The sequence below is a fragment of the Pseudomonas sp. MYb327 genome, from assembly GCF_040438925.1.
Classification (GTDB): domain Bacteria; phylum Pseudomonadota; class Gammaproteobacteria; order Pseudomonadales; family Pseudomonadaceae; genus Aquipseudomonas.
Map to the genome: position 1 here is coordinate 6,037,492 of NZ_CP159258.1, position 12,845 is coordinate 6,050,336.

11 protein-coding genes and 1 pseudogene are annotated in these 12,845 nt (G+C 58.7%); 3 read left to right on the forward strand and 9 right to left on the reverse strand.

Features of this window, described 5'->3' with window-relative positions:
• Positions 1–117 precede the first annotated feature (117 nt).
• The gene (locus ABVN21_RS27365; RefSeq protein ID WP_339555076.1) at positions 118–807 is read left to right on the forward strand and encodes an energy-coupling factor ABC transporter permease; all 690 of its coding nucleotides are present in this window, start codon (positions 118–120) and stop codon (positions 805–807) included.
• A 25-nt stretch (positions 808–832) separates the two neighbouring features.
• On the opposite strand, the gene yacG is transcribed toward ABVN21_RS27365, so the two are convergent.
• The 5 genes and pseudogenes from yacG to ABVN21_RS27390 all read right to left on the reverse strand — a co-directional run.
• Complete coding sequence (gene yacG, locus ABVN21_RS27370) at positions 833–1,033, reverse strand: DNA gyrase inhibitor YacG (protein WP_060543361.1); 201 nt, start codon at positions 1,031–1,033, stop codon at positions 833–835.
• On the reverse strand, positions 1,030–1,653 hold the full coding sequence (coaE, locus tag ABVN21_RS27375) for a dephospho-CoA kinase (RefSeq protein ID WP_339555077.1): 624 nt from the start codon (positions 1,651–1,653) through the stop codon (positions 1,030–1,032). Before coaE ends, yacG begins: the two co-directional genes overlap by 4 nt.
• The gene (locus tag ABVN21_RS27380) at positions 1,650–2,522 is read right to left on the reverse strand and encodes an A24 family peptidase (protein ID WP_339555078.1); all 873 of its coding nucleotides are present in this window, start codon (positions 2,520–2,522) and stop codon (positions 1,650–1,652) included. Before ABVN21_RS27380 ends, coaE begins: the two co-directional genes overlap by 4 nt.
• 1 nt (position 2,523) lies before the next feature.
• Positions 2,524–3,741: a type II secretion system F family protein gene (locus ABVN21_RS27385; protein ID WP_339555079.1), complete on the reverse strand. Its 1,218-nt coding sequence runs from the start codon at positions 3,739–3,741 to the stop codon at positions 2,524–2,526.
• A 2-nt stretch (positions 3,742–3,743) separates the two neighbouring features.
• A pseudogene (locus tag ABVN21_RS27390) lies at positions 3,744–4,046 on the reverse strand (type IV-A pilus assembly ATPase PilB); the annotation flags it as partial.
• 231 nt (positions 4,047–4,277) lie between these two features.
• On the opposite strand from ABVN21_RS27390, the gene ABVN21_RS27395 reads away from it, so the two are divergent.
• On the forward strand, positions 4,278–4,697 hold the full coding sequence (locus ABVN21_RS27395) for a pilin (protein ID WP_339555080.1): 420 nt from the start codon (positions 4,278–4,280) through the stop codon (positions 4,695–4,697).
• Between the two features lie 307 nt (positions 4,698–5,004).
• Positions 5,005–5,358: a BON domain-containing protein gene (locus ABVN21_RS27400; RefSeq protein WP_339555081.1), complete on the forward strand. Its 354-nt coding sequence runs from the start codon at positions 5,005–5,007 to the stop codon at positions 5,356–5,358.
• Positions 5,359–5,571: 213 nt separating this feature from the next.
• Here ABVN21_RS27400 and ABVN21_RS27405 read toward each other — a convergent pair whose 3' ends face one another.
• The 4 genes from ABVN21_RS27405 to acs form a co-directional block, all read right to left on the reverse strand.
• Positions 5,572–8,526, reverse strand: coding sequence for a DUF748 domain-containing protein (locus tag ABVN21_RS27405; RefSeq protein ID WP_339555082.1), 2,955 nt, complete (start codon positions 8,524–8,526; stop codon positions 5,572–5,574).
• 93 nt (positions 8,527–8,619) lie between these two features.
• Positions 8,620–9,636, reverse strand: a complete 1,017-nt coding sequence (locus ABVN21_RS27410) for a class I SAM-dependent methyltransferase (RefSeq protein ID WP_339555083.1) — start codon at positions 9,634–9,636, stop codon at positions 8,620–8,622.
• A gap of 160 nt (positions 9,637–9,796) precedes the next feature.
• Positions 9,797–10,669, reverse strand: coding sequence for an oxygenase MpaB family protein (locus ABVN21_RS27415; protein WP_339555084.1), 873 nt, complete (start codon positions 10,667–10,669; stop codon positions 9,797–9,799).
• Between the two features lie 116 nt (positions 10,670–10,785).
• On the reverse strand, positions 10,786–12,723 hold the full coding sequence (gene acs / locus ABVN21_RS27420) for an acetate--CoA ligase (RefSeq protein WP_339555085.1): 1,938 nt from the start codon (positions 12,721–12,723) through the stop codon (positions 10,786–10,788).
• Between the last annotated feature and the right edge of the window lie 122 nt (positions 12,724–12,845).

Below are 12,845 nucleotides of genomic sequence, written 5' to 3' on the forward strand. Positions count from 1 at the left end.
AATGCGACAAGCAGAAAGCTTTGCTTCGGAAGGAGCCACTTCGTTGCCGTAGTAGACTGCTTGACAACGGTCTGTAGCAATTAAGGAGTCTGCGGTGGAGCACAAGGGGTTACCCACATGATCGGCGCTGAACTGCTGTCACCGCAGAGCCTGACGGTCGGCTGGCTGGTTTATGGGCCGGTGGTGCTCTGGGCGATCTGGCGCGCGCCGTGGGTCGAGTTGTTCACCGACAGTCGTCGTCAGCATTTGCTGTTCGGCACGGTGTTCGCGTTGTTCATGCTGTGGCTGGTGCGACGGGACTTCGATACCGGCGTGTCCTACCACTTCATCGGCATGACGGCGGTGACGCTGTTGCTGGACTGGCCGCTGGCGATTGTTGGCGGACTGGTGGCGCAAACCGGTCTGATGCTACTGGGGCGTCAGGACTTGTTGGCGATGGGGGTTAACGGCGCGCTGTTGATCGTGCTACCGGTGCTGGTGACCGAGTGCTGCGCGATCCTGGTGGAGCGTGCGCAACCGCGAAATCCCTTTGTGTACATCTTCGTTTCCGGGTTTTTTGCGGCAGCGCTGTCGGCATTGCTGTGCCTGCTGCTGGCGTTGTGGTTGTTGTGGTTCGATGAGCGTTTCGCCATGCCGTACTGGCTGGAAGATTTTGTCGGCTACCTGTGGCTACTGGTTTTTCCGGAAGCCTTTATCAACGGCATGGTGGTCAGCGCGTTGGTGGTGTTCTGCCCGGAATGGCTGGAGACCTTCAATCGCACGCGCTACCTGTCGGCACCGTGGAAAGACGACGATCCCAAGTCTTGATTGAAATCGTCTACGTTCCCTTGAATCAGTGACGCGGATCGAAATCGCCGCTGAACAATTCGTCCTCGGCATCCGGGGCCACCGGGATCTTGTGCTCTTCCGACGCCCAGGCGCCGAGGTCGATCAGTTTGCAACGGTCGGAACAGAACGGCCGGAATTTGCTCTCGGGGCTCCATTCGACGGGGGCGCCGCAGGTCGGGCATTCGACGGTTGGGATCTGGCTCATGACTGGCCTCCAGGCAAAGTTAGGTAATAGTGATGCAGGCGTTCAACCTCGCTGTGCAGCCAGGCGAGGTCGCGATCGTTGATCACCACCTCGTCGGCATGGCTCACGCGATCCTGCCGGCTTGATTGAACCTTGAGGATCGCCTGGACCTGCTCTTCGCTGGTCTGGTCGCGCTGCAGAGTGCGTTCGATCTGTAGCTGTTCCGGGGCATCGATCACCAGCACCCGCTGGGTCATGGCGTACTGCCCGGACTCGATCAGCAGCGGCGAAACCAGAATCGCGTAAGGTGATTTTGCCAGTGCCAGGTGATGAGCGATTTCCTCGGCGATCAGCGGATGCAGCAGGGCTTCGAGCCAGCGGCGTTCATCCGGCACTTCGAAGATCAGCTTGCGCAGTGCGGCGCGGTCCAGTTGCCCGTCGGCCTGCAACACACCAGGGCCGAAGTGCTCGGCGATTTTTGCCAGCGCCGGCCGGCCGGGCTCGACGACCCAGCGCGCGGCGTGATCGGCGTCGACCACATGCACACCGAGATCGATGAAGTGTTGGGCCGCCGCGCTTTTGCCGCTGCCGATGCCGCCGGTCAGGCCGAGAATCCAGGGTTTTTCCACAGGGGTATTCATTTCAAACCGACAAACTGCCAATAGAAGTCGGTTATTTGAACACCCCAGAGCAAGGCAATCCAGCCGGCGATGGCCAGATAGGGGCCGAAGGGGATGGGTGTCGAAGTTTTCGCGTTGCGCAGACGCAGGTAAATCACACCGACCACCGCCCCGACCAAGGACGACAACAGGATGGTCAGCGGCAAGATCTGCCAGCCGCCCCAGGCGCCAAACATGGCCAGCAACTTGAAATCGCCATGGCCCATGCCGTCCTTGCCGGTGATCAGCTTGAACAGCCAGAACACCGACCACAGCGCCATGTAGCCGGCGATAGCGCCCCACAGCGCTTCATGCAATGGCACGAACAAACCGAGGCTGTTGACGATCAACCCCAGCCACATCAGCGGCAGCACCAGTACATCCGGTAGCAGTTGATGCTCTGCGTCGATCAGGCTCATGGCCAGCAGGCCCCAGGTCAGTAGCAGTGCCATGCAGGCTTGCCAGCCGAAACCGAAATGCCAGGCAATGAACGCCGATAACAGGCCGCAGGCCAGTTCGGTCAGAGGGTAGCGTTTTCTGATTGGCGCCTTGCAAGCAGAGCAGCGCCCACGCAGGCATATAAAACTGAGGATGGGAATGTTTTCCCAAGCACGAATCCGATGACCGCAGTTTGGGCATTGGGAATGGGGCAGCATCAGGTTGAAGGTCGGCGGCGGCGTTTCGCTGGACAGCCCGAGAATGTCGTGGGCCTGCACGCGCCACTCGCGTTCGAGCATTTTCGGCAGACGCCAGATCAGCACGTTGAGAAAGCTGCCGACCAGCAGGCCGATCATCCCGGCGATGACGACGAAGGCCAGCGGGTAGTGAGCGAGAATTTCGTTCAAGGGCATGTCAGATCGCTGAGCCAAGTTGGAAGATGGGCAGGTACATCGCAACTACCAGGCCGCCGACAATAACACCCAGCACTACCATGATGAACGGCTCCATCAGGCTGGTGAGGTTATCAACCATATTGTCGACCTCGTCCTCGTAGAAACCCGCGACCTTGTCGAGCATATCGTCGAGGGCGCCTGACTCTTCGCCAATGGCCGTCATCTGAATCGCCATGTTCGGAAAGATTCCGCAAGTGCGCATGGCGAAGTTCAGCTGCATGCCTGTCGAAATGTCCTGCTTGATGCGCAGCACCGCACGCTTGAACACAATGTTGCCGGTGGCACCCGCCACTGATTCCAGGGCTTCAACCAAGGGTACGCCGGCGGCGAAGGTGGTCGACAGCGTTCGCGCATAACGGGCCACGGCGGACTTGTACATCAAAGTGCCCACCAGCGGCAGTTTCAGCAGCCAGATGTCCATCCGGTCGCGAAAAACCTGCGACGTTTTGAAGGCGTGGCGCACAGCGAAGAACCCCACGGTCAGCACGCCAAGCATCAACCACCACCAATCCTGCATGAACCGCGACAGGCCAATCACCATCACCGTGAAGGCGGGCAATTCGGCACCAAACCCTTCGAACACCGACTGGAATTGCGGCACCACTTTGACCAGCAAAATCCCGGTGACGATGATTGCGACGAACACCACCACCAGCGGGTAGGTCATGGCTTTCTTGATCTTGGCCTTTAGGCTTTCGCTCTTTTCCTTGTAGGTGGCCACCCGTTCCAACAGAGTGTCCAGCGCACCCGCCTGCTCGCCGGCATCCACCAGGTTGCAGTACAGCTCGTCGAAGTGTTGCGGTTTTTTACGCAGTGCCGCGGCGAAACTATTCCCCGCCGCGACTTCCTGTTTCACCTCGTCCACCAGCTTGCGCATGGCCGGGTTATCGAAGCCTTCGCCGATGATGTCGAACGACTGCAACAGCGGCACGCCAGCTCTCATCATGGTCGCCATCTGCCGGGTAAACAGTGCAATGTCCTGGGCCTTGATGCGTTTGCCCATGTTGAAAAGCGAGGCGGTTTTCTTGCGAACCCGGCCGGGGTTGATGCCTTGCTTGCGCAATTGCGCTTTGATCAATGCGGGATTCTGGCCCGTCAATTCGCCGGTGATTTTCGTGCCTTTGCGGTCTGTGCCTTCCCAGGCGTACACGCTGATTTTCGCTGCTTTGACCGCCATGTTCAGTCCTTGGTGACCCGGTTGATTTCTTCAAGGCTGGTAATGCCCTGCATGGCTTTGAGCAGGCCGGAAGTGCGCAAGTCGTTGAAGCCGTCCCTGCGCATTTGCTCATCGATTTGCAGTGAGTTGCCTTCAGCCATGATCAGTCGTTGCAAGTCCGGCGTGTTCTTCACCACCTCATAAATCCCCACTCGCCCTTTGTAGCCGCCGTTGCAATGATCGCAACCAACCGGCTCATAGATCGTGAATGTGCCGATGCGTTCCTCGGGGAAGCCTTCCTTGAGCAGTGTCTCGCGAGGGATCTCCAGCGGCACACGACCGGACGCAGACATTTCATGTCTTATAGCCTAGTCAACGGGCGCAACCAAACCAGCGGCGGTGAGGTGACAAAAACTGTCAGATAGTGCGGATCCTGGGGGTAGGAAAGGGCGCTGCTGCCAACGCGCTCCCCGTGAACAGGCCTCGGGAGGCTTGGCATGGGCTGTGCTGCGCCACCACCAGATCATGAGATTTCGACTCATGCACGGAGGCTGTCTATGAACAATCAAAAAGGTTTTACCCTGATCGAGCTGCTAATCGTGGTGGCGATCATCGGGATTCTGGCGACGTTTGCGATCCCGGCTTATTCGAAGTATCAGGCACGGGCCAAGGTGACGGCGGGGCTGGCGGAGATCTCGGCGTTGAAGGTGCCGTTTGAAGACGTGCTGAATCAAGGGACCGATCCAGATCTGACCAAAATTGGCGGTACAGCGACGACCTCCAACTGCACCACGACGGCTTCGGGCAAGGCGGCTGACGGTACGGGCACCATCGCCTGCACGATTCTCAACGCACCGGGTCCTGTATTGAACAAAACCATTACCTTGAACCGTACATCGACGGGCTGGACATGCGACACCGGCGTCGATCAGGACTACGCGCCCAAAGGCTGCACTGGCGTTGTTCCGAAGGTCTGATCCAACGTTTTGTAGCCAGATACCCCGCCCTGCGCGGGGTTTTTTTATTTGACGGATGAAAATCCAATGTAAATGAGAAAGTTTCGAAAATTCATGGCCTTAGGCCTTGTTAAAAACCGGCAACTTGCATGTAGAGAATGTCAAAGTCATGCAATTTGCATGATTTCGAAAATTTGCTGATTTTATAAGTTATTGATTTATAACGATTTATCTGGTGTTTCAAAGTTGGCACAGCGTTCGCAATATCTCTGGTAACCCTGCTGACAAACAACCCAGCAGATTTTCCAGAAAAACAGGAGTTACTCGTATGAAGAAGTTCGCTATTGCTGCCGCTACTGCTACCGCGCTGACCCTGACCATGGCCAATGCTGCATTTGCCCAGACTCAGGCCACACAAGCACCATTGATGGTGGCTACCGGTGAAGTTACCAAAGCCGAAGAAGCCACTTCAGATACCTGGATCACCACCAAAGTCAAAACAGACCTGGTAACCGAGAAAGGCATTCCTGGCACTGACATCAAGGTTGAAACCAACAAAGGTGTGGTTTCCCTGTCTTCCACCGTCGCGGTGACTGACAGTCAAAAAGCCACTGCCGTAGCAATCACCAAGAAAATCAAAGGCGTCAAAGCGGTCTCCGCTGACGGCCTGAAAGCCGAGTAAGGCAAGACTTCTCGCCTGAACCGGGAGAAGGCGCGGTAGACGAGCCGAGTCATACGTCTACCGCATCTGAGGAGTTCATGCGAACGGCCATAAGGATGTGGCCATTACAGGCCCCGGCATTCGTGTCGGGGCCTGTTTTATTGTGGGCTGCATATAACAACTTTGGGAGTGAGCCTGCAGCGGTTACTGTTGATCTGCACCAACCGGTTACCTTCACTCAGCGTCCAGGTGCATTGGCGTAACAACCTTGCCGTCCTTCTCCGCTTCACCCAACTGGGCATCAATGAAGTACACACGGTCATCGGCCAATTGACCCTTGTCGACCAGATAGTCCTTGATGCTGCTGGCTCGCTCCTGACCCAACTCCCGCAACAGCACTTCACTGGAGCTCCAGAACTGGATCACGTCGGCACGCATTTTCGCGGTGCGTTCTTCTTTGCCCAGGTCTTTCCATTCGGCTGGCGGTTGGGTTTTCAGGCGTGTGCGGTAGATCCCTTCCAGCAACGGACCTTTCTCACTGTCAGGCACCTGCAGCAAGTTCGCCTTCGCCGGCACCTTGTCACCGCGGCGCTGGAGCATTTTGTAGTAGTTGTACTGATATTCCCGTTCCAGTCGTTGCTCGGCGATCAGCGGGCCGTCACTGCTCTTGGCCGCGGTGCCTTCGATTTCCAGACGCAGGGCCGGGCGTTCCTTGAGGGCCAGGGACAGCTTGACCAGTGCGGCTTCGGCATCCTTGCTCAGGTCGCTTGAGCCTGGCGCGAAGGACACGGTGCCCAAATCTTCCGATCCACCGCCGGTGACCAGTCCACCAATGAGTTTGAACGGTGCCGCGGCAGCCTTGACGATCAGGTTGCGCAGGGTCTGCCAGACAATCGGCATGACGCTGAACTGCGGATTATTCAGGTCGCCACTCACCGGCAGCTCGATGGAAATCTTGCCGTCGACGTCCTTGAGCAGCGCAATCGCCAGTTTCAGTGGCAGGCTTACGGCGTCCGGGCTATCGACCTTTTCACCCAGTTGCAATTGTTCGACCACCACTTTGTTTTCAGCCTGGAGCTGGCCCTTGGTGATCTTGTAATGCAGGTCGAGATTGAGCCGCCCTTTGCGGATGCGGTATCCGGCGAATTTGCCGGAGTAAGGCGTCAGCGTGGTCAGTTCCACACGTTTGAAACTGGTAGCGATATCGAGGCTGGCCATCGGGTCGAACGGGTTGACCGCGCCCTTGATGGTGACCGGTGCATAGCGGTCGACCTTGCCCTTGACGTCGACGCTGGCCGGTTTCGCCTGACGGCTGTCGATGGTGCCGATCTGCCCGTTGAGTTGTTGCACGGCGGTGGCGAAGTTCGGGGTCAGGCTGAAGTCGGCGAAATTCGCCGAGCCGTCATTGATCGCAATGCCGCCGATGTGGATGACCAGTGGCTTGTCCTTGCTGGCAACGGGTTTCGCACCGGGGGTCTTGGCTGTGGATTCGGGCGGTTGCGGGATCAACAGGTCATCGATGTTCGTGGTGCGGTCATCGTTGATCATGAAGCGCGCATAGGGCTGGAACAGGTTGACCTTGTCGATCGACAGGCTGTCACCGTGTTGATAGTTCAGGCCTTCGACCACCACTTGCTGCCATTTGAGAAAGTCGCGGGTTTTCAGAGTGTCGAGGGTGTGCAACTGATCGACCTGGGCGCGGCCGGTGACAGTCAAAGCCAGCGGTTCGGTGCTTTTCAGGTTGACCGCCAGATCACTGCCAAGCATGCCGCTGCGCAGTTCAAGGCGAATGAATGGATTGATGTAGGACTGGGCGACGCGCAGGTCGATGTCCTTGGTCTGGACGTTGAGTCTGGCGCTGACTGGGGCCAGATTGACCTCGCCATCCGCCGTGAGCTTGCCTTGCTTGCCCACGCCCGTATCGAGTTTGAGCGTGAAGGGCGAGCCATTGAGGCTGTCGAATTTCTGCAAGTCGAGATTCAGCGGACCCAGTTCAAGCGCAACGGCGGGCTGCGCCTTGCGGTCAGCCAGATGCACCTGGTAATCGCGCAGTTGCACATCGTTGAGCAGCACTTGCCAGGGTTTGCTCGGCGCAGCCGGTTCGGGTTTCGGTGAGTCGGCGGCTGCCGGCGTATTGACCGGTTCGGCGTTGGCCTTGGCGGCCGGTTTGGACGGTTGGCTGGCGAACAGTTTTTGCCAGTCGAGTTGGCCATCAGCTTCGAGGGCGGCCCAGGTTTCCAGTTTATGGCTGCGGATCTTGCCGACCACTACCTGCTGCTTGGCCAGGTCAATGGTGGTTTCGCTGACATCGAGTCGCTCAAGTTTCACCAGCGGGCGACCGTCCGGGGCTTTGATGGCGAAGGGCGCCACGCTGACCGCGACATTGCTCAGCAACAGTTCGGTTTTTTCGGCCAGGCTGAGTTTGTAGTCGGTACTGAGGCTCATCACCCCGCTTTCGAGATCCAGGGGCACGGCATCGCGAACATAGGGCCAAAAGGCTTTCATCTTGCCATCGGTAATTTTCAGCTTACCTTCAGAGGCAAACGGGATGAGGCTGAAGTTACCGGTCCAGTCGATTTGTCCGCCATTGGGGCCGATAGCCACCAACTCCATGTTCGCGCTGTCTTCGGGCAGGGTGCTGAGGTGCTTGAGTTCGAAGCCGAGTTTGTCGTAGAGAAATTCGATGGGTTCGCTGGGACGTTCATCCTTGAAGTGCAACGCGCCGCCAGCCAGTTTGATTCGGTCTATGCGCAGCGGGAATGGCTTGGCGTTGGGGTCGGCCGGCGTTGGCTCGCTCACTGGCAGTTTGAACAAACCGAGCAGATTGAGTTTGCCGTCCTTGGGGAAGATGATTTCGGTCTTGGATTTTTCCAGTTCGATGTCGGACAGATGCAGCGCCTTGGTCCAGAGGCTGTCGATCTGCAGGTTGGCGTACAGGCGTTCGAAGCCGATCTGTTCCTTGCCGGGCTCGCCGATGTTCAAGCCCCAAAGGGTCACTTCAAGGCTGAACGGGTTGAGTTCGATCCGTTGGATCGTGGCGGGTGTCGTGGCGTAGTTGGCCAGTTGTTGGTTGGCAACGCGTAACGCGATGCCCGGCAAGATCAGAAAGCCCAGCAGACTGTAGAGAGCCAAAGCAGTCAACAAGGCGCCGATGGCGCGAATCAATCCTTTGTACATGTGTGGCTTCATCTGTCTGAATCGGAGTGCCTTGGAGTATGGCACGCGATTCCGGTTCCGAAGCAATCCGTCGATTGGCGATCTTACAGATTAGTCTGACGCCAATCAGAGCTGCAGGATCAGGGTTTTCAGGGGTGGCTGCTGATCCATCGACGGGAAATCGCCGCCCGGTTTCATCACGGTCCACTCGCGCACCGGGCGGCCAGCTTTCTCGGCACAGCGCAAAACCTGCTCGCGCCAGTCGTCCATACTGACTTTTGCCAGGTTGTTGCAGCAGATCAGCACGCCGTTGTCGGCGGTGGTCAGCAAAGCCGGTTTCAGCAGGCTCTGGTAGTCGCGCAGCAGGTCGACGGTGCCGAAAGCACTCTTGGCCCAGGCCGGCGGATCCAACAGCACCACGTCGTACTGGCGCTGTTCAAGGCGCTGGTAGCTCGGCAGTTTTTGGCCGCGACGCTGGGTGATCGGCAGGCCGGCCATTTGGCGGATCGCCGGGAAATAATCGGACTGGATGAATTGCATGGTCGGTAATTGCGGGTTGAGCAGGCCGTTTTCACGACCGACAGCCAGGTTGCCTTCGGCGAAGTCGAGGTTGCACACCTCGCTGGCGCCCCCCGCCGCAGCACTGAGGCCGACGCCGCAGGTGTAGGCGAACAGGTTCAGCACGCTTTTGTTTTTGCTGTGGTCCTTGACCCAGCCGCGGGTATTGCGCAGGTCAAGGAACAGCAACGGATCCTGCCCGGCGTGACGGCCACGGACCCGATAATTGAGACCCCATTCGTGGCCAACCAGGTCTTGCAACGCGGCTTCGTCGGCACGGTAGACGGTGTCTTCCCGGTCGATGCGCGAGTTGCCGCGGGAGCGGTCGTTGTAGACCAGCAGGGTTTCCAGGCCTAAATGGCTGTTGATCGTTTCGTGCAGGTGCAGCAGGTCCTCGCGTTCCAGCGACTGATGGAAACTTTGCACCATGAGTTGCGGACCGTAACGGTCGATGGTCAGGCCACCGGCGCCTTCCTGGCTGCCATGGAACAGGCGATAGCAATCGGTGCCTTGCTGATGCAGTTCCGCCAGCAGGTCGTGGCGACGTTCGAGGGCGGCGCGCAGCGCCTGAATCAAGGAAGACATGCTGGGCGCCTTGCAGGAGGTAATTTGGCGCGGGAGTTTAACAGCTTGAGAGATGAAGAACCTGTAGGAGCGTGGCTTGCCCGCGATGAACGATAACGCGGTTCATCGGATGCACCTCGGTGTGCCCATCGCGGGCAAGCCACGCTCCTACAAAGATGGATCAGGTCAATAAACCCATCCGCCGCTTGGCCCGCTGCACCGAGCCATTGCGCACCGCCCAGCGCAGCATTGGCGCGCTGCGATTGACGCTGGCGCGGATCAGTTTGCGTTGCAGCGGCCCTTGGCTCACGCCGAGCATGTCACTGGCCCAGTCCGGCAGCAGGTCGATTCCGGCCTGCATCATCAGACCTCCAAAAGGTTTGGCCAAACGGCTGGGGGAGGGGGCGTTCAACAACAGCCGCAACACTTCACGACTGCGCGCGTCGCACAGCAGTTGCGGACGAATGCGCTCAAGATAATCGGAAATTTCCTGCCGTGAGCGCGGCACGTCACGGGCACCCAGTCGTTCAGCCACGAGTGCGATTTCGGCGTAGTAACGATCCTGATCGGCCAGGGACAGGTGCGGATTTCGATAGCGCAGATGCGCCGCGAGGAAGTTGCTGACCTCGGCCACGTGCACCCAGGTCAACAGCTCCGGATCGCTAGCGGCGTAGGGCCGGCCATCGGGCGCGGTGCCGGTGACTTGCAGGTGAATGGTGCGCACTTTCTCGATCAGCCAGTCGGCGTCCTGCCGGGAACCGAAAGTGGTGCCGGAAATGAACTGCCCGGTACGACGCAGCCTGCCAAGCATGTCTTCGCGAAAGTTCGAATGGTCCCACACGCCGGCCAGGGCCAGCGGGTGCAACGCTTGTAGCATCAGGGCGCTGATGCCACCGATGAGCATGCTGCTGAAATCGCCGTGCACTTGCCAACTCACCGAGTCCGGCCCGAACAGCCCGGGATCGCCCTTGGGGTTTTCCAGATCAAGCTTGCCCAGGGAAAGGCCGGTCAGGCTCATGACTTGGGTTTCGATACGGGTGCGGATGAATTCCATGGCGACTCAGTGGCGAAAAAAAAGGAGTAACAATCCAACCTGTGGGAGCCCGGCTTGCCGGCGATAGCATCCTCAAGAACGCCATCGCCGGCAAGCCGGGCTCCTACGAAAGCAATTTACTGATTCAGGCGTTTGTCGATCAAACCTTGCACGACGCTGGGGTCGGCCAGGGTCGAAGTGTCGCCAAGGCTATCCAGTTCATTGCAGGCGATCTTGCGCAGGATACGCCGCATGATCTTGCCCGAACGGGTTTTCGGCAAGGCCGGTGCCCACTGGATCAGGTCCGGTTTGGCGAAACTGCCGATTTCCTTGCTGACGTGGGCCAGTAATTGCTTCTTCAGTTCGTCGTTGGGGTCGGTGCCGTTCATCGGCGTGACGAAGGCGTAGATACCCTGGCCTTTGACGTCATGGGGGTAACCGACCACAGCTGCCTCGGCAATGCTGTCATGCAGCACCAGCGCGCTCTCTACTTCGGCCGTACCGATGCGGTGCCCGGACACGTTGATCACATCGTCGATACGCCCGGTGATCCAGTAGTCGCCATCCTCGTCGCGACGCGCACCGTCACCGGTGAAGTAATAGCCGGGATAAGGCTTGAAGTAGGTGTCGACCATCCGTTGCGGGTCGCCGTAGACGCTGCGGATTTGCGCCGGCCAGCTGGATTTGATCGCCAGTACGCCGCTGCCGGCGCCTTTGATTTCCTTGCCCTGTTCGTCGAGTAGCACCGGTTGCACGCCGAACATCGGTTGTGTGGCGCAGCCGGGTTTGATCCTTTGTGCGCTCACTAACGGGCTGAGCATGATGCCGCCGGTTTCGGTCTGCCACCAGGTATCGACGATCGGGCAACGCTCTTCGCCGACCACATGGAAGTACCATTCCCACGCTTCCGGGTTAATCGGCTCACCAACAGTGCCGAGCAGTCTGATGCTGGCGCGGGAGGTTTCCTTCAACGGTTCGGGGCCTTCGCGCATCAGGGCGCGCAGGGCCGTGGGTGCGGTGTAGAAGATGTTCACTTTGTGTTTGTCGATCACTTGCCAGAAGCGCGAAGTGCTCGGGTAGCTTGGCACGCCTTCGAAGATCAACGTGGTGGCGCCGTTGGCCAGTGGGCCGTAGACGATGTAGCTATGACCAGTGACCCAACCGACATCGGCGGTGCACCAGAAGACTTCGCCGTCGCGGTAATCCAGCACGTATTTGAAAGTCATCGCCGCTTGCAGCAGGTAGCCGCCGGTGGTGTGCAGCACACCTTTGGGTTTGCCGGTGCTGCCGGAGGTGTAGAGGATAAACAGCGGATCCTCGGCGTCCATGGGCTCTGGCGGGCAATCGTCGCTGACGTCGCGCAGAGCCTGGTGATACCAGATGTCCCGGCCTTCAACCCAGTTCACCGGGTTCTGCGTGCGTTCGACCACGACCACGGTGCTGACGTCCGGGCAACTTTGCAGCGCCTTGTCGACATTCTGTTTGAGGGGCACGAATTTGCCGCCGCGCACGCCTTCATCGGCGGTGATCACCGTGCGGCAATCGGCATCGAGAATCCGGTCGCGCAAGGAGTCCGGGGAGAACCCACCGAACACCACCGAATGCACCGCGCCTATACGCGTACAGGCAAGCATGGCGTAGGCCGCTTCGGGAATCATCGGCATGTAGATGCACACGCGGTCGCCTTTTTTTACGCCACGGCTTTTGAGCACGTTGGCCAAGCGGCAGACGTAGTAATGCAGTTTTTTGTAAGTGACTTGGTTGGATTCGGCAGGGTCGTCGCCTTCCCAGATGATCGCGATTTGATCGCCGCGTTTATCCAGGTGACGGTCGATGCAGTTGTAGCTGACGTTCAACTGGCCGCCGGCAAACCAACTGGCCTCACCGGTTTTCAGGTTATAGCGCTGGACGCTGTCCCACGGTGCGCTCCAGTCGAGAAAGCGCGTGGCCTGTTCGGCCCAGAACGTGCTGGGGTGTTCGATGGATTCGCGATAGAGCCGGTGATAGTCGTCTTGACTCAGTTGTGCAGCCCGGCGGACGGCATCGGCTTTGGGGAACGTGCTGATATCGAACATGACGGTTCCTTATTCTTTTTTTGCGACAAAGATAAAGATGCGCCGAGTGACCAACGGGTTCAAGAGGGAGCTGTGCGGACCTCGTAGGAGCTGGCTTGCCAGCGATAGCAATGGGTCAGTGA

What these genes read in the sequence shown, in the direction of transcription:
- ABVN21_RS27365 (WP_339555076.1), top strand. Translation starts at nt 118, where the DNA reads ATGATCGGCGCTGAACTGCTGTCACCGCAGAGCCTGACGGTCGGCTGG.
- yacG (WP_060543361.1), bottom strand. Translation starts at nt 1,033, where the DNA reads ATGAGCCAGATCCCAACCGTCGAATGCCCGACCTGCGGCGCCCCCGTC.
- coaE (WP_339555077.1), bottom strand. Translation starts at nt 1,653, where the DNA reads ATGAATACCCCTGTGGAAAAACCCTGGATTCTCGGCCTGACCGGCGGC.
- ABVN21_RS27380 (WP_339555078.1), bottom strand. Translation starts at nt 2,522, where the DNA reads ATGCCCTTGAACGAAATTCTCGCTCACTACCCGCTGGCCTTCGTCGTC.
- ABVN21_RS27385 (WP_339555079.1), bottom strand. Translation starts at nt 3,741, where the DNA reads ATGGCGGTCAAAGCAGCGAAAATCAGCGTGTACGCCTGGGAAGGCACA.
- ABVN21_RS27395 (WP_339555080.1), top strand. Translation starts at nt 4,278, where the DNA reads ATGAACAATCAAAAAGGTTTTACCCTGATCGAGCTGCTAATCGTGGTG.
- ABVN21_RS27400 (WP_339555081.1), top strand. Translation starts at nt 5,005, where the DNA reads ATGAAGAAGTTCGCTATTGCTGCCGCTACTGCTACCGCGCTGACCCTG.
- ABVN21_RS27405 (WP_339555082.1), bottom strand. Translation starts at nt 8,526, where the DNA reads ATGAAGCCACACATGTACAAAGGATTGATTCGCGCCATCGGCGCCTTG.
- ABVN21_RS27410 (WP_339555083.1), bottom strand. Translation starts at nt 9,636, where the DNA reads ATGTCTTCCTTGATTCAGGCGCTGCGCGCCGCCCTCGAACGTCGCCAC.
- ABVN21_RS27415 (WP_339555084.1), bottom strand. Translation starts at nt 10,669, where the DNA reads ATGGAATTCATCCGCACCCGTATCGAAACCCAAGTCATGAGCCTGACC.
- acs (WP_339555085.1), bottom strand. Translation starts at nt 12,723, where the DNA reads ATGTTCGATATCAGCACGTTCCCCAAAGCCGATGCCGTCCGCCGGGCT.